This is a genomic window from Hymenobacter translucens (assembly GCF_020685205.1).
In the GTDB taxonomy this organism is placed as follows: domain Bacteria; phylum Bacteroidota; class Bacteroidia; order Cytophagales; family Hymenobacteraceae; genus Hymenobacter; species Hymenobacter translucens.
Genome location: NZ_JAJERB010000004.1, coordinates 153023 through 171531, shown reverse-complemented (window position 1 = coordinate 171531; position 18509 = coordinate 153023). Strand labels below are relative to the sequence as shown.

General features: G+C 61.5%; 16 protein-coding genes. 3 read left to right on the top strand and 13 right to left on the bottom strand.

Annotated elements, in window-relative coordinates:
- The first annotated feature begins 146 nt into the window (after positions 1-146).
- Complete coding sequence (meaB, locus tag LJY25_RS10930) at positions 147-1124, top strand: methylmalonyl Co-A mutase-associated GTPase MeaB (protein ID WP_227608373.1); 978 nt, start codon at positions 147-149, stop codon at positions 1122-1124.
- 32 nt (positions 1125-1156) lie between these two features.
- On the opposite strand, the gene LJY25_RS10925 is transcribed toward meaB, so the two are convergent.
- The 7 genes from LJY25_RS10925 to LJY25_RS10895 all read right to left on the bottom strand — a co-directional run bounded on the left by LJY25_RS10925 (position 1157) and on the right by LJY25_RS10895 (position 9990).
- The gene (locus LJY25_RS10925; protein ID WP_227608372.1) at positions 1157-1552 is read right to left on the bottom strand and encodes a VOC family protein; all 396 of its coding nucleotides are present in this window, start codon (positions 1550-1552) and stop codon (positions 1157-1159) included.
- Between the two features lie 33 nt (positions 1553-1585).
- The gene (locus LJY25_RS10920; RefSeq protein WP_227608371.1) at positions 1586-4141 is read right to left on the bottom strand and encodes a DUF5916 domain-containing protein; all 2556 of its coding nucleotides are present in this window, start codon (positions 4139-4141) and stop codon (positions 1586-1588) included.
- 162 nt (positions 4142-4303) lie between these two features.
- Positions 4304-6823: a M56 family metallopeptidase gene (locus LJY25_RS10915; RefSeq protein ID WP_227608370.1), complete on the bottom strand. Its 2520-nt coding sequence runs from the start codon at positions 6821-6823 to the stop codon at positions 4304-4306.
- Positions 6810-7232, bottom strand: a complete 423-nt coding sequence (locus LJY25_RS10910; RefSeq protein ID WP_227608369.1) for a BlaI/MecI/CopY family transcriptional regulator — start codon at positions 7230-7232, stop codon at positions 6810-6812. Before LJY25_RS10910 ends, LJY25_RS10915 begins: the two co-directional genes overlap by 14 nt.
- A 155-nt stretch (positions 7233-7387) precedes the next feature.
- The gene (gene folB, locus LJY25_RS10905) at positions 7388-7759 is read right to left on the bottom strand and encodes a dihydroneopterin aldolase (protein ID WP_227608368.1); all 372 of its coding nucleotides are present in this window, start codon (positions 7757-7759) and stop codon (positions 7388-7390) included.
- 134 nt (positions 7760-7893) lie between these two features.
- Positions 7894-8895 carry a DivIVA domain-containing protein gene (locus tag LJY25_RS10900; protein WP_227608367.1) on the bottom strand — a complete coding sequence of 334 codons (1002 nt, stop codon included), beginning with the start codon at positions 8893-8895 and terminating at the stop codon, positions 7894-7896.
- A gap of 150 nt (positions 8896-9045) precedes the next feature.
- On the bottom strand, positions 9046-9990 hold the full coding sequence (locus LJY25_RS10895) for a WD40 repeat domain-containing protein (protein ID WP_317206592.1): 945 nt from the start codon (positions 9988-9990) through the stop codon (positions 9046-9048).
- An 87-nt stretch (positions 9991-10077) separates the two neighbouring features.
- On the opposite strand from LJY25_RS10895, the gene LJY25_RS10890 reads away from it, so the two are divergent.
- Positions 10078-10749, top strand: a complete 672-nt coding sequence (locus LJY25_RS10890) for a 4'-phosphopantetheinyl transferase superfamily protein (protein ID WP_227608366.1) — start codon at positions 10078-10080, stop codon at positions 10747-10749.
- Positions 10750-10760: 11 nt separating this feature from the next.
- On the top strand, positions 10761-11378 hold the full coding sequence (locus tag LJY25_RS10885; protein WP_227608365.1) for a redoxin domain-containing protein: 618 nt from the start codon (positions 10761-10763) through the stop codon (positions 11376-11378).
- Positions 11379-11477: 99 nt separating this feature from the next.
- Here the strand turns inward: LJY25_RS10885 and LJY25_RS10880 are convergent, their stop codons facing one another.
- The 6 genes from LJY25_RS10880 to LJY25_RS10855 form a co-directional block, all read right to left on the bottom strand.
- Positions 11478-12374, bottom strand: coding sequence for a transglutaminase-like domain-containing protein (locus tag LJY25_RS10880; protein WP_227608364.1), 897 nt, complete (start codon positions 12372-12374; stop codon positions 11478-11480).
- A gap of 215 nt (positions 12375-12589) precedes the next feature.
- The gene (gene poxB / locus LJY25_RS10875; protein WP_227608363.1) at positions 12590-14317 is read right to left on the bottom strand and encodes a ubiquinone-dependent pyruvate dehydrogenase; all 1728 of its coding nucleotides are present in this window, start codon (positions 14315-14317) and stop codon (positions 12590-12592) included.
- Between the two features lie 49 nt (positions 14318-14366).
- The gene (locus LJY25_RS10870; protein WP_227608362.1) at positions 14367-14939 is read right to left on the bottom strand and encodes a DUF1572 family protein; all 573 of its coding nucleotides are present in this window, start codon (positions 14937-14939) and stop codon (positions 14367-14369) included.
- A gap of 79 nt (positions 14940-15018) precedes the next feature.
- The gene (locus LJY25_RS10865; protein ID WP_227608361.1) at positions 15019-15477 is read right to left on the bottom strand and encodes a GNAT family N-acetyltransferase; all 459 of its coding nucleotides are present in this window, start codon (positions 15475-15477) and stop codon (positions 15019-15021) included.
- A gap of 167 nt (positions 15478-15644) precedes the next feature.
- Positions 15645-17273: an acyl-CoA carboxylase subunit beta gene (locus tag LJY25_RS10860; RefSeq protein ID WP_227608360.1), complete on the bottom strand. Its 1629-nt coding sequence runs from the start codon at positions 17271-17273 to the stop codon at positions 15645-15647.
- Positions 17274-17467: 194 nt separating this feature from the next.
- A complete protein-coding gene (locus tag LJY25_RS10855; RefSeq protein WP_227608359.1) occupies positions 17468-18499 on the bottom strand; it encodes an MlaD family protein in 1032 nt (343 codons plus the stop codon).
- Positions 18500-18509 lie beyond the last annotated feature (10 nt).

Below are 18509 nucleotides of genomic sequence, written 5' to 3'. Positions count from 1 at the left end.
CGGTTAAAACGGAGCCAATTAGCTAATTTTATTCGTCGGGGCCAAGCCGGAGGGAGGTTTTAGCCCTTTGCCCGGCCTTTTTCCCGCCTGCCCCGTTCTCTAATCCGCCGCCGGTTCCGGCCACCTTCTCCTTTTACCTCTACTCCTTGGCCAAGCGCTTCACCGTTGACGAGTACACCGAAGGCATCCTGAACGGCAACCGGGTGCTGCTCAGCCGGGCCATCACCCTGGCCGAAAGCACGTTACCCACCGATCAGGACCTCACCCAGCAGTTGCTTAACCGGCTGCTTCCTTATACCGGCCGCTCGGTCCGGGTGGGTATCACGGGGGTGCCGGGCGTGGGCAAGAGTACCTTTATCGAGGCCCTGGGGCTGCATCTGGTAGGCAGCCTGGGCAAGCGCCTCGCGGTGCTGGCCGTAGACCCCAGCAGCCAGCGCAGCGGGGGCAGCATCCTGGGCGACAAAACCCGCATGAACCTGCTGGCCGCCCATCCCGCCGCCTTTATCCGCCCTTCCCCGGCCGGCCGTTCCCTGGGCGGCGTCACGCGCAGCACCCGCGAAACCATGCTTCTGTGTGAGGCCGCGGGCTTCGACGTGCTGTTCATCGAAACCGTGGGCGTGGGCCAGAGCGAAACCGCCGTGCACGGCATGGTCGACTTTTTCCTGCTGCTGATGCTGGCTGGGGCGGGCGACGAGCTGCAGGGCATCAAAAAAGGCATCATGGAAATGGCCGACGCGGTGACCATCACCAAAGCGGACGGCGGCAACGAGCAGGCAGCCCGCCGGGCCCGGCGCGAGTACCAGAATGCCCTGCACCTGTTCCCCCTGGCTTTGTCGGGCTGGAGCCCCGTGGTGACTACGTCTTCGGCCCTGACCGGCGCCGGCGTGCCCGACGTGTGGGCGGTGGTGGAGCGGTACGTGGAGCAGACCCAGGCCAGCGGCTACTTTCAGCGGCGGCGACAGGAACAAAACCTGCACTGGCTGCACGAGGCCATCCGGGCCGGGCTGGAAGAGCGTTTCTATGCCCGCCCCGCCGTACAGCAGCGGCTCGAAACCGTGCGGGCGCGGGTAAAGGCCGGGCAGCAGTCCCCGTTCGGGGCGGCCGGTGAGCTGCTGGGACTATAGGCAGCACGCCGTATTTTTTAAGCCAACTCTGCTTATAGTTGTCTCAGCTCCAGCAGGTCCCATTTGTTGCCGTAGCAGTCCTGGAACACCACCACGCTGCCGTAGCTTTCGTGCCGGGGCTCTTCCAGAAACGTCACGCCCCGGCCCCGGAGGGCGGCATAGTCGCGGGCGAAGTCGTTGGTGTGCAGAAAAAGCCACACTCTACCCCCACCCTGCCTGCCGACGGCCGCTTTCTGCTCGGCGGTAGTGGCCTGCGCCAGCAACAGGGAAGTAGCCGCGTCAGGCCCGGGCGCTACCCGCACCCACCGCTTGCCGGCTCCGAGGTCCGTATCTTCCAGCAACGCAAAGCCCAGTACCCCGCAGTAGTAGGCAATGGCCTCGTCGTAGTCGGAGACGAGCAGACTGACAGTGCCAAGGTGCGTAAGCATAGCCGTTCACTGGTTAAGCAAGCCTCGCTCCGGCTACGAACCCAGCCATTTGCGCACGTCAAGGTAGTCGAGGTAGTACAGCACCTTTATCGACACCGAGTTATTGTGGGGCGTGTTGATGGTGTTATTCAGGTTCTCGAAATACAGGGGCGTGGCCTGCTCCGCGTTCAGGAAGGTAGAGCCCACGTTTTTCCAGACCACGCTGATCTGGGACCCCGGCGCAAACCACCAAGAGTATACCGCATCGATGTTAAAGGCATTGAACGTGGTATTGCGGTTGCCAGAAGCCTGGGGCACTTCCCGGCCGTCGGCGAGCAGGCGGAAAAAGTCCCGGTACTGCACATTGCTGCTGTAGTGGCGGGTGCGGATGGTAAAGGACATCCGGTTGTTAAAGGTGTAAGCCCCTGAAACGGTGTTAACGACCGTATTCACCTGCCGCCGGCCCAGCAGCGTGGTATCCCGGTTGGCTCCCACGAAGCCCCCGGCAAAGCCAATCTGGTTGAGGCTCTGGTTCCAGTCGAAGCTGTACCGGAAGTTCAGCTTGTTGTTGACGCGGTAGCGCGGACTGATGTTCAGCCCATAGCCGGCGCGGCCGGTCCGGTCGCCGTCGGCCGCAAACCAGCGCCCCGACACGCTCACGTCCAGCGCCAGCTTCTTCCGGTAGTCCGACGAGACAAAGCCGCTCAGCCCCAGGTTGCCGGGCACCCGCACGTAGTAGTTGCCCCGAATCGGGTTCATGCGGGGCTCAAAGTAGTCGTCCGACTTCGGTGAGTAGTTCAGGTTTCCCCCTACGGTCAGAAAGGATTTGGTGAACGTGGTATTGGCGCCGCTGTAGATGCCGGTTTTCTGAAACCGGGTAGGCTTGTACAGGTACTCGTTTTCCACCACGAGGTAGGAATAGAAGTTATTGACCTTCCAGAAGGGCTTGTACTTGTTGTAGCTGAACTCCGCGACCTGGCTGATGGAGTTGTTGTTGAACAGGATGCCCAGGTCATTGGGGTCGTAGGTATCGGACTCAATGCCCTGGCTGAGCCGCCAGGTGAACTGCCCGCCAATCTTGCCCACGCCCACCAGGTACTTATAGCCGTTCTTGTTGTTGACTTCCATCGTATCGGAGCCGAAAACGTTGCCGCGGCGGCGGGAGTACACCACCTGCCCGTCGACGGCGTAGGTGTTTTTCTTGTTGGCAAAGCGAAACAGCCCGCCCGTCACGTTGGCGTCGTAGGTACGGCCGGCCCGGGTTACGTTGGTATTGATAAGCGACACGTACGAGTTGTTTTTCAGGGACTGATCCAGCACCACAATGTTGTAGTTTGAAAACGGCTGGGTCTGAATCAGGCGCTCCTGTCCTGATGCGCTGTCGCGGGCGGTGGCAAACACGTCGTTCGAGATGGCGTTGAACACCCCGATGCCCAGGCCTTTGCTCGTGCGGCCCGAGATCTTGGTGGCGTTCAGCAGGCGGGTTTCCCCGGGGTTCCGGATCAGCTCCTCGCCCGGCCGCCAGGTGCCGTCGGGCAGCCGCTCCCGCTTGCGCAGGCTTTTTCCGGCGTCGTTGAATCCCAGGGGCTGGGCGCCCACGCGGCGGGAGTAGAACAGGTTGCCCTTGTTGAACAGCTCGGTGCCCTCGGTAAAGAACTGCCGGTTTTCGTTGAACTGCACCTCGAACGGCGACAGGTTCAGCACGACGTTGTCGCTCTGGGTCTGCCCGAAGTCGGGAACGAGCGTAGCATCGAGGGTGAAGCTTTCGTTGATGCCGTACTTGATGTCAGCCCCGCCGTTAAAGGACGAGCTCACGTTGCGCTGGCCCTGCTCCTTATAGGGATAGTGGTTTGCGTAGGCCGATACGTAGGGCGTGAGTGAAAGGCGCAGCGGTGCTTTCACGCCCGTAATGCCCAGCAAATCGCCCCACTGGTTGACGAAGCCGTCAACTTCGGGCTTTACCTCGCTCCAGAAGAAGGCCTGGTTTTCACGCTTGCGCTGCCGCATAAACTGCAAACCCCAGACCTGCTTCTCGGCGGTGCTGAAGCGGATTGCCGAGTACGGAATGCGCATCTCGGCCACCCAGTCGGTGCCGCGCAGGGTGGTACGACTTTCCCACACGGCGTTCCAGTTGAAATCCTCTCCCCCGGCCGGGGAATAGCGCGAGTCCATCTGCACGCCGGCGGCCGTCACAAAGAAGCCGTAGCCATTGATGTTATCGTGGTAGGTATCGAGGAAGATGCCGAAAAAGTCGCTGTTGCCGAAGTTGTCCCGGCCCGTCAGCTCCCGCAAAATGGAATCCGGCGCCACGTCGTGCATCACCGCCCCGATGTACAGGGCCGCGTCGTCGTAGAGAATCCGTACTTCGGTGGGGTGCTTTTCGTGGGGACCGGGGTTGGGCCGGTTCTGAATAAAGTCGGAGGTTACCTCGGCCTCCTTCCACGCCTCCTCATCCAGCACGCCGTCCAGCTTTACGGGCTTGGTCAGGCGCAGAGCCGTGAGCTGCCGGCGGGGTCCCTTGGCGGCGGGTGGGGCCGGTGTCTGGGCCTGGGCCTGAAATGCCCCTGTTACCAGGACAACAAGACAACAAACGGCGGTAAAAAGGCGCATAGACTACTGGTGACGGCGGGCGGTGTAGGGAGACAGATGGAATAAGGCGACTAATCGTTGCTTGCCGGTGCGCAAAATGTTTGCAGAAGGGCACCGGCTAAAAAAGGCCAGGGGCCCGGCAGCATGGCTGCCGGGCCCCTGGGGGCGTGCAAATCAGGACGTTTAGTCTTCGTTTACCACGATGTCCATGGTGAAGGATTTCTCGTCACCTTTACCCATCAGCGTACGGTACTTCCGGGCCAGCTCATCCGACTGGCGCTTGCCGTTCACGGTAAAGCCGGTAGAATTGAGCTGAACGGAATAGCTTTTGTCGTCGCGTCCAATCAGACCGTCCTTGCGCAGCTCATCACCCAGGGACACCGAGTTTACCTTCACGCTTTTCGTTTTGGCCGGCCGGGGGGACATCGGCGGGGTGGGGACGCGCACGTAGTGATTACCCGGGCCATAGGAAGCTGAAGGGGAAGAGGCCCGGTCACTGTAGATGCGGTTCTTGGCGCTGCCGCTGTTGCTGAAAATCACGGAGCTGCTGGCCCCGATCTGCCGCTCGCTGCCCTCTTCGTACATCTTGCGGTATTTCTCGTGCACGGCGGCGGGCTGCTTTTCACCATCGATGGTCAGCTCGGTGCTCGTCATTACCAGCCGGAAGTTCTCCTTGTCTTTGATGAGCATTTCTTTTACGAGCTCGTCAATCACCTTTTCCTCCGTCTGGTGCATCTTCTTTGCCCGCTCGGCGCGGGCTTTTTCCCGTTCCGCCCGGGCTGCTTCCCGCTCGGCGCGGACTTTTTCCCGCTCGGCCTGGGCCTGCTCCCGCTCGAGCCGGGTCCGCTCCCGGCTGTGCTCATCAAGCCGGCGCAGGGTTTCGCGCTGCCGGTCCAGCGCTTCCAGCTCCCGGTGAATCTTGGTGCGGATTTCCGGACGGGATTCGCTGCGCTCCACAGCGCGCAGGGCATTCAGGGCCTCAACCAGCGCTTTTTCCTGACTGCGGTACGACGCAGCCCCGGCGTCGGCACTGCTGCTCCGCACTTCCACGCGGCTGCCATCCCGGTACACGTAGGTTTTGCCGGCGCTGCGCGAGTCAATCGTGATGCGGTCGGCGTTGCTTTGAATGCGCTGGAGTCCGCGCTCCAGGGCTTCCCGGTCCTGGTCCGACATCCCGTAGGAAACCGACGACGAGCTGTTGCTTACGCTGGTGCGTGTCCGACGGCTTTTCTCAGGAGCCAGCGTGATGATTTCGGTTTTAGTGCCTTTGGTTTTCTTGTCATCCGCATCATCCAGCTCGATGCGGCGGCCGTCCACGTACAGTTCGGTTACCCGGCCTTTCTTGTCGCGCTTGATAACCACGGCTGGGTCGCTTTCCCGCCGGCGGCGGTTTTCGTCGCGAATGATGACGGTGCTGCTCGTGTCTTTGGCCCGGCGCTTTTTCTTCCGGTCTCCGTCATCGTCGCGGGCTTCCTGGCTTTCAAGCGCTTCCCGGGCTTCGGCCGGATGTGGGCTGACCGGGGCAGCCGGCGCTGCGGGCTGGGTCTGCGTATCATCGCGCCAAAAGGGAATATGGAGAGCTACCCGCGTTTTGTGTACCCACGACAGGGGCGCGGCCAGCGAAACCACTGAGCTCAGCCCGAGCAGGGCCATCCCGACCACGACCACCAGGGCCGCCATAAAGCCTTCGGAGAACGTGGGAGCCGCGCGGCGCTGCACCAGCCGCCGGATACGGCCCAGCAGGGAGCCGTCCGGTCCGACGGCAGCCATAGCCAGCTGGGGCACCGGAGTTACGTCGAGGCCCAGCTCGGCCAGCGTCGTGAGGGCCTGAGCCAGCACCATCGGGTCGCCGCAGAGCGTAGTCGCGACGTCGTCGCAGCAGTTTTCGCGCTCGGTGCGCAGGCAGGCGGTAATAAACCAGGCGGCCGGGTGGTAGAAGAACAGGATTTCGGCCACCGACTGCAGCAGGTTCATCAGGTAGTCGCGGCGCATGATGTGGGCCAGCTCATGCGCCAGAATGGCTTCGAGGTGGGCCTGGCTCAGCCAGGAAAGCGTACCGAGGGGCAGCAGGATTACCGGTTTGAGGTGGCCGGCTACCAGCGGGGCCTTCACCAGGGCCGATTCGAGCAGCCGCACCGGGCGGCGCAGGCCCACGCGGGCACTAAGCTGGGCGAGGCGCTGGTTCCACTCGGCCGGTAAGGGCCGTACCCGGTAGTGGCGCAGGCGCTGCACGTAGGCCAGCCCGCCGAGCAGGCGAAGGGTCATGGCCAGCAGCCCCAGCAGCCAGGCGGTTACAATCAGGGGCAGGTTGTGGTCGAAGTAAGGCAGCCAGGCCTCGAGCCGCAGCGGCGACTGACTTTCTTCCACGACCGGTACTTCCGCCGCGGGACGCTTGATAAAGGCGTAGGAGGCGGTGGGGTTAGCAGCCGCTGGCAGTACTTCTGCCGGAACCGAGGCCTCCGCAGCTGCTTCGGCGGAGGCTACCTGGTAGTGCCGCACAAACGTCGCCAAAGCCAAACCAAGCATCGTCAGCAAAGCCACCGAGGCCACGCCATAGCGCACCTGCGAGGAGTGGCGGCGCAGCACGAGCAGCAGGCCCGCCAGGGCCAGGGCCACAACCGTACCCTGCCACAGGGAGTGCACAATGGTCCAGCCCATGGCGCGTACCAGCGCGGGCGAGAGAAGGGTTTCAAGCCAGTTCATTGGAGTCGGGTTTCTCGTTGGCGCCTTTCTGTTCTTCCATGTTATTGAGCAGTGTCCGGATCTGCTGCAGCTCCTCCTGAGAGGTGCGCTTGTTGCCCAATGCCTGCATTACCAGCTTCAGGGCCGAACCACCGAAAGCAGAGTTCATCAGCCGGTCGAGCAACAAGCCCTGGGTTTCCTCTTCCCGCACTGCGGCGCGGTACACATGGGTGCGGCTGTCGTCGTCGCGCAACACCAGCCCTTTGTCGAGCATCAGCTGCAACAGCTTCAGGGTGGTGGTGTAGCCGATGTCGCGCTTGCGGCTCAGTTCGTCGTTTACAAACCGAACGGTCGTGGGTCCGTGCTGCCAGAGCACCTGCAGGATTTCAAGCTCCGACTCGGTTGGTTTCGGGATATGCGGCTTACTCATTGCGTCAGGTTTAGGTGCGTACGAAGGTATTCGTACAGCAAACATATACGAACGTCATCGTAGATGCAATAGCTACTACGAATTTATTCGTATATAATTTACGCCTCCGGTCAGCCGCATGAATGCCAGCAGCTTATCCAAGGATGGAAATAAGGTTAGCTAGGTTGCTCGGCGCGGCGGCGCTTCAGCGTAATCCGGGCCCGGTGACAGATTCCGCCCAAAGGCGGGTTGAACTTGGACACGCACACCTTCACCGACCGTACGTGCGGAAACTCGACCATCACCCGGTCCATCACCCGGTAGCCCACGTGCTCGAGCAGGCGGGCCGGGGCCCGCATTTCCTCGGCTACCATGCGGTACAGCACTTCGTAGTTCACCGTTTCCTGCAGCTTGTCCGACGCCCCGGCTCCGTACAGGTCGGTGCGGATGTAGAGGTCGACCCCGTACTTGTTGCCGATTTTCTGTTCCTCGTCGTAGTAGCCGTGAAAGGCGAAAAACTCCATTCCTTCCAGTGCAATCTGGCCCATGGTCGTGATGTTAAGAGGTGAGAAAGGGCCGGGGCAGGCCGTCAGGCCCAAAGGTAGGCGCTGGGGCGGGCTGCCAACCAAAAAGCCTGCCCCAAGGGGCAGGCTTTAAGGAATCAGCTGGTGCTGATCGATGCTTAGATTTCGTCGAAAAACGATTTTTCTGCCTCCACGGGCTCGGCTACGACCATGCCGGGGTTGCCACCGGGCTGGGGCGCCGGGCTTGGCTGCTCGATTTCCGGGCGGCTGGGGCCTACCGGCTGGATATCCGGGCGGGTGGGCTCAACCTGCGGGCCAGTCGGCTCGGGCACCCGGGCGGGCTCGGGCTGGTAGATGCGGGAAGGCTCCGAAACGCCCGGATTTTCCGACGGCCGGGTGGGGTCAAACTCCGGTGCGCCGGGCTGAGGCTGCGGGTTCTGCCCGGGCTGGGGGCCAATGGGACGGTCAGTGGGCAGGTCGATGCTGCGGCCGGCCGGCGCGCCCGGGGCGGTGGGGGCAATGGCAGCGGCTGCAGAAGATGAAGAGGAGCTTATGAACACGGGCGAAGGGGTTTCGGGTGAAGGTTCAGGACGATTCACCTTTACGTTCGCGGCCCGGGAAAGGATGGCGGCCGTCGAGGGCTTGGGCCGAGCCTGGGCCTTTTCCACTTTTGCCAAGGCGTCGGTGCCCAGGCGCTGCAGGTCGCGCACGAGGCCTTCGAGCACCTGCTCCAGCCGCTGGCATTCCTGACCGAGCCCGTTTACTTCAGTCTGCATATCCACCACCGTCTTCTCGGCCTGCTTGTAGGCATCGTCGAGCACCGAGCGGGCCCGCTGCCGGGCGTCGGACAGCAGCTGGTCCGCTTTCAGCTGGGCTTCCCGCACCCGTAGCTCGGCATCGCGCGAGGCCTGCTCCGTAATGCTATTGCCGGTATCTTCCGCCGTCTTGAGGGTCCGGTAAAGCGAGGTTTCCACTTCCCGCATCTTCTGCACTTCCTGGGTGGCGTGTTCCAGCTTCAGGCGCAGCTCGCGGTTTTCGTCGCCCATCCGCTCCCACTGCTGGGAAAGCGTGAGCAGGAAGGCCTGCACTTCGTGTTGGTCAAGACCCCGGAAGGCTTTCTCAAACGTTTTCTGCCGGATGTCGAGGGCGGTAATTTTCATGGAGGAGCTAAGAACTAGGAGTTAGGAGCCAGGAGTCTGAGTCAAGCGTGCGGCTGTCGGGAAATTAGGACGAAGCAGGAATCAGCAAAGAGCTAAGACAGGGCTTGCACGCACTGAGTGCAACCATTTTTATATCCTAACTCCTGACTTCTAGCTCCTAACTTCTCCCCGACTCACGTCCCACACGGCCAGACTGCGGTCGTCGCTACACGAAACTAGCCTATTCTGGGCGCCCGACCAAAATAACTTGTTTACCGAAGTGCCGTGCCCGGCGTGTCGGGCCTTATCCACCACGCGCAGCAGCCGGAAGTCGTCGGCATCCCACACCTTGATCGACTTATCCATGCTGCAGGTGGCAAAAAGCTGCCCGTCGGGGCTGAAAGCAAGGTGGTTGATGGCGAACAGGTGAGCTACGATACTGTGGTGCTCGGCGTAGCCCCGCTGCACGTCCCAGATCCGCAGGTGAGCGTCGCGGCCCGCCGTCAGCAGCCACCGGCCGTCGGGCGAGTAGGCGGCGGTAAATACGGAATTGGTGGAACCCGGCAGCTCGCGCTTTACTTCCAGCGTAGTCAGGTCCAGAATCCGGATCAGCGCGTCGCTGCTGCCCACGGCCAGCTCACCGCGCTGCTCGTGCACGGCCAGGCAGCGCAGACTTTTGTCGGCGAGGCGGATCAGCTTTTCCACCCGGAAATCGTCGGCGTACAGCACGGCCAGGGTTCCGTCGGCCAGGGCCACATACACCCGCTGCCGCACGGCAGAGTGCGCCAGGTCGAAGATGGCCAGGGGCGGCAGGGCGGTGGCAAAAACCAGCTTCCGGGCTGCCAGGTCGATAACCTGCACGCCCTGGTAGTTGTGGCCAATGAGCAGCAGGTTGCGCTCCGGCAGGCAGCGCAGCGCATACACTGAGTTTTCGACCCGGGCTACCAATTCCCCATCCTGCTCGGGCTGCGTCACGCTCCAGGCCACGACAAAGCCGTCGGCCCCGGCCGAGTAGATCGTGTCGCCGGTAGGCGTGCCGGCTAGGGCGTACACGCAGTCGCGGTGGCCGCTGAGCTGGGCCACTTTCGCTACCTCCGGCCGAAAAAGCATGGGCATGGTGCCAGGGATGAGAATTGAGGGCGTAAGTTAGCCCCGGATTTCCCAGGTTTGATCTGCTGACCGGGTTCGTGCCCGTCGCCCGCTATGCCGCTTCATTCCATCCAGCCTCTGTCCGATTGCGCCGCCCTGGGTTTATGGCAGCTTACGGAGGAGCCGTCGGCGCTGCTGCCTCTCCTCCCCTACGCCGCCGAGTATGAAACCCGGCAGCCACCAATTACCCATGCCCAGCGCCGGGCCGAGTGGCTGGCCGGGCGGGTGCTGGCCCACACCGTGCTCCGGACGCTGCCCGGCGCAGTTGATGCCCCCATCGGCAACGACGAAAACGGCCGTCCCTACTTTCAGCACCAGCCTGAACTGGCGCTTTCCCTTTCCCATTCCGGCGCCTGGGTGGCCGCCGTTGTTTCCACCCGGGGCCGGGTTGGCACAGATGTTGAGTGCATCCGGGAGAAAGCGCAAAAGTTGGCTCCCAGATTCTTAGCTGAATCGGAACGAGCCGACGCCGGCGACGACGCAGCGAAGTTTAGTCTCTATTGGAGTGCCAAGGAGACGCTCTACAAGCTGCATAGCCGCCGGGGCCTGGTGTTCAGAGAGCAGCTTTTGCTCGACCCGTTCAGGTTGCGGAAGGCAGGTGTTTTGACGGGGCACCTGCTCGTAGAAAACTTCCGCAGCCAACACCAGATTCATTACCAGCGGCTGGCCACCGACTACGTGCTTACGTACTGTCTCGAAACCGCCTCTGTTCCGCTCCCCCTCTGATTCCTGCTCCCATGTCTTTTCGTCGAATTTCCATTGTAGCCGCTGCGGCGCTGCTGTTCTGCACTGTCGCCGTTGGCGTGGCCCAGGCCCAGTCGGGTAGCTCCACGGTCACCGATTTCGCCCTGCGCACCGGCGACAATACGGAAATGCACTTGCGCAGCTTCGCCGGAAGCAAGGCCGTGGTGGTGGTGTTTGTGAATCCGTCCTGTGCTTTTTCCAAGCTCTACCAGACCCGTCTGAACACCCTGAATTCGGCTTACAGCAGCCGGGGCGTGCAGTTTCTGTTCATCAAGGCGCCCATCAACCTGGAAGCCACGGCTTTGGATGCTGACGTGGAGAAGATAAAGCTCAAAACGACCGGTGACGGCTCCGACTTTCCTTATCTGACCGATGAGACCCAGAAAGTAGCAACGCTGCTGGGCGCCACGAAAACCCCGGAGGTAGTGGTCCTGCAACCGGCTGGCAATGGCTTTGTGGTGCGCTACAAAGGTGCCATCGACGATAACCCGCAGGTAGAGGCCTACGTGAAGGACCGGTATCTGAACCAGGCTCTGGAAAGCTTGCTGGCCGGCAAAACCATTGCGGTAACCGACCGACGCGCCGCCGGCTGCCTGATCAAGAAGCCCTAACGGCTAACCGCATTTCTATTCATGCAGCAAGCCCCGATGTACGCGGTACATCGGGGCTTGCTGTTTTTCTCTATTCACCGGGAAGCTCTAAAGCAGACGCTATTCTTCGTCTTCGTCCTCATCGGCTTCCTCACTTTCCGCAGCCGGGTTGGGCTGCTCTTCATCGGTGAGGATGGCCAGCAGCTTGCCTACCTCGGCGGCCTTGCGCGGCTCCTGCATCTTCTCGAAGCTCAGCACCAGATTGCGCAGCGCCCGGCGCACAATGTCGAGGTGGGAACAGGGCTCGTAGAAGATGTCGTTGGGCGAGAGGTTGAGCTGGCCCACGTAGTGCTCGATATCGGTGCGGGATAGAATGAGGCCGCGGTTGTAGCAGTTGATGTAAAACGGCTCGGCCCCGGGCAGCGCGGGCCGGTAGGTGAGCACAAACAGGTTGGGGAGGTTCACCCCGTACACCGGTAAGCCCAGGCGCTGCGCTACCAGCAGGTAAATCACGCACAGGGTAAGCGGATTGCCGCGCCGGGTTTCCAGCACCAGATGGAGCATGGAGTTGGCCGGGGAATGAAAGTTCTGGGTGTTGGCCGAAAACTTATGGGTCCGGAACAGCACGTAGTTGAGGGCCTGCACCTGATCGGCCGGGTGCAGGGTGTCGCCCAGCAGGGTCCAGGCTTCGAAGCGCAGCTGCTCGATGGCCCGGTTCAGGGCCTGCAGGTCGGCGTCGGGGTACTGGTAGGAGTTGAGCAACCACATGCCCTCGAGCAGGTTTTCGCCCCCGGAGTCGCGCCACACGCGCAGGCGCTGCTGCAGGCCATCGAACTGCAGGTTGTGAATCAGGTCTTCAAGACGCTGCTGCTGCTGGGGGTCCAGGCTTTCTTCCCAGGACTCCTCCAGAAACGGAATAATACTCTCGCCCAGGGTTTGAATCTTTTCCTGAATCTGCGGCGCGATTTCCGGATCGTCGAGCAGGGAAATAAGGGCTTTAATCTCTTTGTTCGTCATTCAATCTAGAAGCACGGCGCACCTGCCGCTCAGGGTATTCGGAGCCGGGTACGCGGCCTGGGCAACATATGCTCCCGGCCGGATAGCTCCCATCGTTTAGCAACAGCGTACGGCCTAACTATCGTTCACCCAACCGGCAGCGGCCAATTAAGTGGCAATATCGCACAAAAAGCCGCGGGGGTAAGCAGTTATTGTGTTTTAAGGTGAACCGGGCCTTAGCGCAGCAGGTTGCTGGCCGCCAGCTCCAGCACCTCATCCCCACGCCCGCTCATGACGGCTTTCAGGGCATAAAGGCTGAAACCCGCCGCCTGCTTGACCTCAATCGTGGGCGGCATCGACAGCTCCAGCGGGTTCACGACTACGTCAATCAGCGCCGGACCGTCATAGGCCAAGGCCTCGGCGAGTTGGGCGGATAGGTCGGCGGGATCTTCGATCCGGAAGCTCTTCACGCCACAGCCAGTGGCCAGCTCGGCGAAGTTGGGGTTGGTCAGGGAGGTACCGTAGCTGACCAGCCCGGCCTCCTTCATTTCCAGCTCCACGAAGCCCAAGGCGCTGTTGTTGTAGATAACAATCTTTACCGGCACGTTCAGCTGCTTCAGCGTCAGAAAGTCGCCCATCAGCATGGCAAAGCCCCCGTCGCCCGACATCGAAATCACCTGCCGGCCGGGGTAGGCGAGCTGGGCGCCGATGGCCTGGGGCATGGCGTTGGCCATGGTACCATGGTTGAACGAGCCTAGCAGGCGGCGCTTGCCGTTCATTTTCAGGTAGCGGGCAGCCCAGACGGTGGGCGTGCCCACGTCGCAGGTGAAGATGGCGTCCTCCGTGGCAAGGTCGCTGAGCAGGCGGGTGAGGTACTGGGGATGGATGTTGGGCTTGCCGGGCGTGCCGGTGGCCATATCGTCGAGGTTCTCCCGGGAGGTTTTGTAGTGGTCGAGGGCCTTATCCAGAAAGTCGCGGTCCTGCTTGACATCGAGCAGAGGCAGCAGCCCGCGCAACGTTTCGCCCACATCGCCGGCCAAACCCAGGTCCACGTGGGTGCGGCGGCCCAGGTTCTCGGCCCGGACGTCCACCTGAATCACCTTGGCATCTTCGGGGTAGAACTGCCGGTAGGGAAAGTCGGTGCCGAGCAGCAGCAGCACGTCGCACTCCCGGATGGCGTGGTAGCCCGAGGCAAAGCCCAGCAGGCCGGTCAGGCCCACATCGTATGGGTTGTTGGGCTCGATAAACTCTTTGCCGCGCAGGGCGTGCACGATGGGCGCTTTCAGAGCTTCGGCTAGTTCTAATAACTCAGTGTGGGCATCCGCGCAGCCCGCGCCCCCAAAGATGGTCACCTTGCCGGCGCTGTTGAGCAAGCCGGCGGCATCCTGCAGGTCGGCATCCTGGGGCCGCAAACGGGAAAAGCCGCGCAGGGCCGGAATCTTTGGCTCCACCTTGTCCACTTCCATCTTCATCACATCGCCCGAGATGATAACCACCGCTACGCCCCGCTTGGTGAGGGCGGTCTGGATGGCAATTTCCAGAATGCGGGGCATCTGCTCGGGCGAGGAGATAACCTGGCAGAAGTGGCTGCACTCCTGGAAGTACAGCTCGGGGTGGGTTTCCTGAAAGTAGTTGCCTCCGATTTCGCCGACGGGAATCTGGGCGGCAATGGCCAGCACCGGCACCCGGCTGCGGTGGCAGTCGTAGAGGCCGTTGATGAGGTGGAGGTTGCCGGGGCCGCAGGAGCCGGCGCAGACGGTCAGGTTGCCGGTGAGGTGGGCTTCGGCCCCGGCGGCCAGGGCTCCGGTTTCCTCGTGCCGCATCGGCAGCCACTCGATGCCCTCCCGGGTGCGGAGCGTGTCAGTAATGGGATTCAGCGAGTCGCCGGCCACGCCGTAGATGTGTTTGACGCGGGCCAGCTGCAGGGTGTCCACGAGCAGCTCGGCAATGGTCGTTTTGGCCATAGTCTTCGATAAGTAGGTCGAAGCCTATACGGGCGACCCTGCAAACCGGCTACTCCTTCTTGCTACCCAAATACTCGTCCGTGAAATGGGCCTTGCGCGCGGGCTGGGCAAACTTTTCGGCGTTATACTGCTGGGAGTTGCCGCGCGGAATGGAAAGGGACGTCCAGTCGGCGTCCTGCGCCATCTTGCCGATAAACACAATCTGTCCGACGTGGTAGGGGTAGTGCGCAAGCTGCCGGTTGATGGCCTCGACCACGGAATGGCCCTGGTTGCGGATAAAGATGGTGCTGTGCCAGTTGGTTTCGTTGAGCGCGTCGAGAGCGGCGTAGAGACATTGCCAACCGTCCTGCCACCGGTCCAGCAGCTCGGCGCGGGACTGAATAACGGGCTCAAACTCAGCTTCGCGGTTGCGCCATTCCTTTTCGCCGTCGGAGGTCAGGAAATCGCTCCAGCGGGAAAGCATGTTGCCGGCCATATGCTGCACGATGGTAGCAATGCTGTTGCTTTCGGCGTTGTACTGCCAGAACAGGGCTTCGTCGGACAGCTGGGCGAATGTTTTCTCGCCCAGCTGCTGATAGTACGCAAACTGCTTGCGGACGCTGATAAGGTAGTCGGTCGTCATGCGCGGGAGGTTTTCGGAAGACAATAGAGCCGACCGAATATAGCAGGCATTTGCCCACTGTCGACACCCCGCCGGCCACTTACGCCGGGGTTACCTCTTTGCGCATGCACACGCTGTTCTCGATGCCCGCGTACTGCCCGTAGTTGGGAATGTAGCTGTAGCCGCTTTTCTCGTAGAGCCGGATGGCTTCGGGCTGCTTTTTACCGGTTTCCAGCACGCAGGCAGCGTATTGCAGCTCCCCGGCCCACTTCTCAAGCTCAGCTAGCACCGCCCCGGCAATGCCCTGGCTCCGGTGCTCGGGCAGCACGTACATCCGCTTCACTTCCACCTGCCCGGCTTCAAACTCCTTGAACGCCCCGCAGCCCACCGGCTTGTCGTCCTGATAGGCCACCACCACGTGGTTGATGGCGTCGACCTGGTTATACTGAGCATAAAAGGCGTGGTCCTCACCGTCGCGCACGGCCAGGTCGTGGTCAAGCAGAGCGACCAGGGCGCGGAAGTCGGGGTTGGCGGAGGTAGTGCGGATGAGGCGGAGCATAGCAGGATCATTAATTGATGCCGCAGATTAGGTAAAAAAGCGGGCTGGGGCAATGGCAAGGTGAGTTTGCCAGGGAGTGGCCAAGTGCCCTCCGAAATGAAAGCGGCCCGCCGCAACAAGTTGTTACGACGGGCCGCTGGAAATCGACTCTGTTAAGCTTAGCTACCTCACACCTGAATCACACCCACGTTATACGCCTTCTCAATTGGCGCGTGGTTGGCCATGCTGATGCCCTGGGAAATGATTTTGCGGGTTTCGAGCGGGTCAATGATGGCGTCGACCCAGAGGCGGGCGGCGGCGTAGTAGGGCGACAACTGCTCCTCGTAGCGGCTCTTGATGCGGTCCAGCAGCTCCTTTTCGGCTTCAGGAGTGATGACCTCGCCCTTGGCTTTCAGCGAAGCCACCTGAATCTGTAGCAGCGTGTTGGCCGCCGCCGCGCCGCTCATCACGGCCAGCTGGGCAGTGGGCCAGGCCACGATCAGGCGGGGGTCGTAGGCCTTGCCGCACATGGCGTAGTTGCCGGCCCCGTAGGAGTTGCCGATGATGACAGAGAACTTCGGCACGACCGAATTGGACATGGCATTCACCATCTTGGCGCCGTCCTTGATGATGCCGCCGTGCTCACTCTGGGAGCCGACCATGAAGCCCGACACGTCGTGCAGAAACACCAGCGGGATGCGCTTCTGGTTGCAGTTCATGATAAAACGCGCCGCCTTGTCGGCCGAGTCGGAGTAGATAACCCCGCCCATCTGCATGCCGCTTTTCTTGCTCTTCACGATTTTGCGCTGGTTGGCCACGATGCCAACCGCCCAGCCGTCGATGCGGGCCAGGCCGCAAAGCAGGGTCTGGCCGTAGCCGTCCTTGTAAGCCTCAAACTCCGAGTTATCGACCAGCCGGCGGATGATGTCCATCATGTCGTAGGGCTTGGCGCGGTCCTGGGGCAGCAGGCCGTAGATTTCCTCCTGCTTCTCGGCGGGCAGGGCCGGCTGGGCACGATTGAAGCCCGCCGTGGGCATCGCGCCCATCTTGTCGAAGATGTTGCGGATGTGGTCGAGGCACTCCTCGTCGTTCTGGAACTTGTAGTCGGTGACCCCTGAAATCTCGGAGTGGGTGGTGGCCCCGCCCAGGGTCTCGTTGTCGATGCTTTCGCCAATGGCGGACTTCACCAGGTAGGAGCCGGCCAGGAACACCGAACCGGTCTGGTCGACAATCATGGCCTCGTCGCTCATGATGGGCAGGTAGGCGCCCCCGGCAACGCAGGGACCCATGATGGCGGCCAGCTGCACGATGCCCATACTGCTCATCACCGCGTTGTTGCGGAAGATGCGGCCGAAGTGCTCCTTGTCGGGAAAGATTTCGTCCTGCATCGGCAGGTACACCCCGGCTGAGTCGACGAGGTAGATGATGGGCAGCTTGTTCTCGATGCTGATTTCCTGGGCCCGCAGGTTCTTTTTAGCCGTAATCGGGAACCAGGCCCCGGCCTTCACGGTGGCGTCGTTGGCGACGACCACGCACTGCCGGCCCTGCACGTAGCCAATGACGACAACCACGCCGCCTGAGGGGCAGCCGCCTTCTTCCTTGTACATTCCCTCTCCCACAAACGCCCCGATTTCGACCGTTTCGGCGCCCTTGTCGAGCAGGTAGTCAATTCGCTCCCGGGCCGTGAGCTTGCCCTTGGCCTTGTGGGCTTCGATGCGCTTTTCGCCCCCGCCCAGGTGTACTTTCTTGAGGCGCTGCCGGAGCTGGAAACTGAGTTGCTTGAGTTGGTCTTCGTTCTTGTTGAATTCGACGTCCATGGTGGGTGGGAAGTGGGAAGTTGGTGAAATCGTGAAGCCGGAAGCTGCTGTTCTGCCGGTGCCTTACCGGCGCGGACCGAACGGGAAATCAGCTTTCGTGTACCTCGCTATTGCACCGTGAGCGTGCACAAAAAAATCCGCCCGGGGGCGGATTTCAAAGGTAGGGGTTTCGTCTGAACGGTAGATTGCGGCGCTTACTCGCCGGAGCGGGGCGGCACGGTCATGCCGGTGGCGGGCTTGGTTTTCACTTCCTTTTCCACTTCCCCGTTGGGCTTGATGGTCGTCTCGGTTTTCTTCTTGCTTTCCTTGCTGCCACCGCCAAACACCGAGAAGTGCACGTAGCGCTTGGGGTTAGCTTTCAGATCCACCATCAGCGCGTTGGCATTCATGGTCGTGGCATTCAGGTTGGCGTAAAGCGAGTCGTCGTTGATGAGTTTGCCGAGAGAGCCTTTGGTGCTGGTAATGCCCTCATTCAGCCGGGTAATGGCTCCTTTGGCATCCGTTACGGCTACGTTCAGGTCGGCGATGGTCTGGCCGATGGGGGCGCCTTTCAGCGTATCGGTAATAGCGGAAAGGTTGTTGGCCAGCTTGTCGACTTTAGCCATGGTGAGCTTGAGCGAGGACGTCAGCTCCGACACGTTGCCGGTAATCTTGTTTACGTTGCGCTGATTCATCAGAATCAGGTTTTTCAGCGCTTCCGTGGTGCCCTGGGCGTTGGCCAGGGTCTGCTGCACGCTTTGCTTGGAGTCGGCATTCAGAAAGCCGTTGATCTTGATCAGGGTGGAGTCGACCGTGCCGAGCACGGGCAGGGCCTTAGCCTGGAAGGCGTCGGTGATGCTGGCTACGGTGTAGGATTTGAGCTCCTCGCCCCCGTTATACATCTTCGAGTTTTTGCCCATGAAGAGCGTAATGGTCTTGGAGCCCAGCAGGGAGCCCGACAGGCTGGCCACGGTGGAGTCGCCTACCACGATGTCCTTGTTCATCTCGATGGCAACCCTGATACTGTTGCCCTCCTTGGGCAGCAGCTGCATTTCCTTGACCTGCCCCACCTTGATGCCGTTGAGCATAACCGCGTTGCCCACGGTGAGCCCGTCTACGTTGGCATACTTGGCGAAATAGGTACGGTTGGAGGAGAGCAGCTCACTGCCCCTCAGAAACTGGAAACCAAAATATAAAGCTACCAAAGCCACGATGGCCAGGAGAGCTACTTTTATTTCTTTCGACACGGTGCGAAGA

What these genes read in the sequence shown, in the direction of transcription:
- LJY25_RS10925 (WP_227608372.1), bottom strand. Translation starts at nt 1,552, where the DNA reads ATGCTTACGCACCTTGGCACTGTCAGTCTGCTCGTCTCCGACTACGAC.
- LJY25_RS10920 (WP_227608371.1), bottom strand. Translation starts at nt 4,141, where the DNA reads ATGCGCCTTTTTACCGCCGTTTGTTGTCTTGTTGTCCTGGTAACAGGG.
- LJY25_RS10915 (WP_227608370.1), bottom strand. Translation starts at nt 6,823, where the DNA reads ATGAACTGGCTTGAAACCCTTCTCTCGCCCGCGCTGGTACGCGCCATG.
- LJY25_RS10910 (WP_227608369.1), bottom strand. Translation starts at nt 7,232, where the DNA reads ATGAGTAAGCCGCATATCCCGAAACCAACCGAGTCGGAGCTTGAAATC.
- folB (WP_227608368.1), bottom strand. Translation starts at nt 7,759, where the DNA reads ATGGGCCAGATTGCACTGGAAGGAATGGAGTTTTTCGCCTTTCACGGC.
- LJY25_RS10900 (WP_227608367.1), bottom strand. Translation starts at nt 8,895, where the DNA reads ATGAAAATTACCGCCCTCGACATCCGGCAGAAAACGTTTGAGAAAGCC.
- LJY25_RS10895 (WP_317206592.1), bottom strand. Translation starts at nt 9,990, where the DNA reads ATGCCCATGCTTTTTCGGCCGGAGGTAGCGAAAGTGGCCCAGCTCAGC.
- LJY25_RS10890 (WP_227608366.1), top strand. Translation starts at nt 10,078, where the DNA reads ATGCCGCTTCATTCCATCCAGCCTCTGTCCGATTGCGCCGCCCTGGGT.
- LJY25_RS10885 (WP_227608365.1), top strand. Translation starts at nt 10,761, where the DNA reads ATGTCTTTTCGTCGAATTTCCATTGTAGCCGCTGCGGCGCTGCTGTTC.
- LJY25_RS10880 (WP_227608364.1), bottom strand. Translation starts at nt 12,374, where the DNA reads ATGACGAACAAAGAGATTAAAGCCCTTATTTCCCTGCTCGACGATCCG.
- poxB (WP_227608363.1), bottom strand. Translation starts at nt 14,317, where the DNA reads ATGGCCAAAACGACCATTGCCGAGCTGCTCGTGGACACCCTGCAGCTG.
- LJY25_RS10870 (WP_227608362.1), bottom strand. Translation starts at nt 14,939, where the DNA reads ATGACGACCGACTACCTTATCAGCGTCCGCAAGCAGTTTGCGTACTAT.
- LJY25_RS10865 (WP_227608361.1), bottom strand. Translation starts at nt 15,477, where the DNA reads ATGCTCCGCCTCATCCGCACTACCTCCGCCAACCCCGACTTCCGCGCC.
- LJY25_RS10860 (WP_227608360.1), bottom strand. Translation starts at nt 17,273, where the DNA reads ATGGACGTCGAATTCAACAAGAACGAAGACCAACTCAAGCAACTCAGT.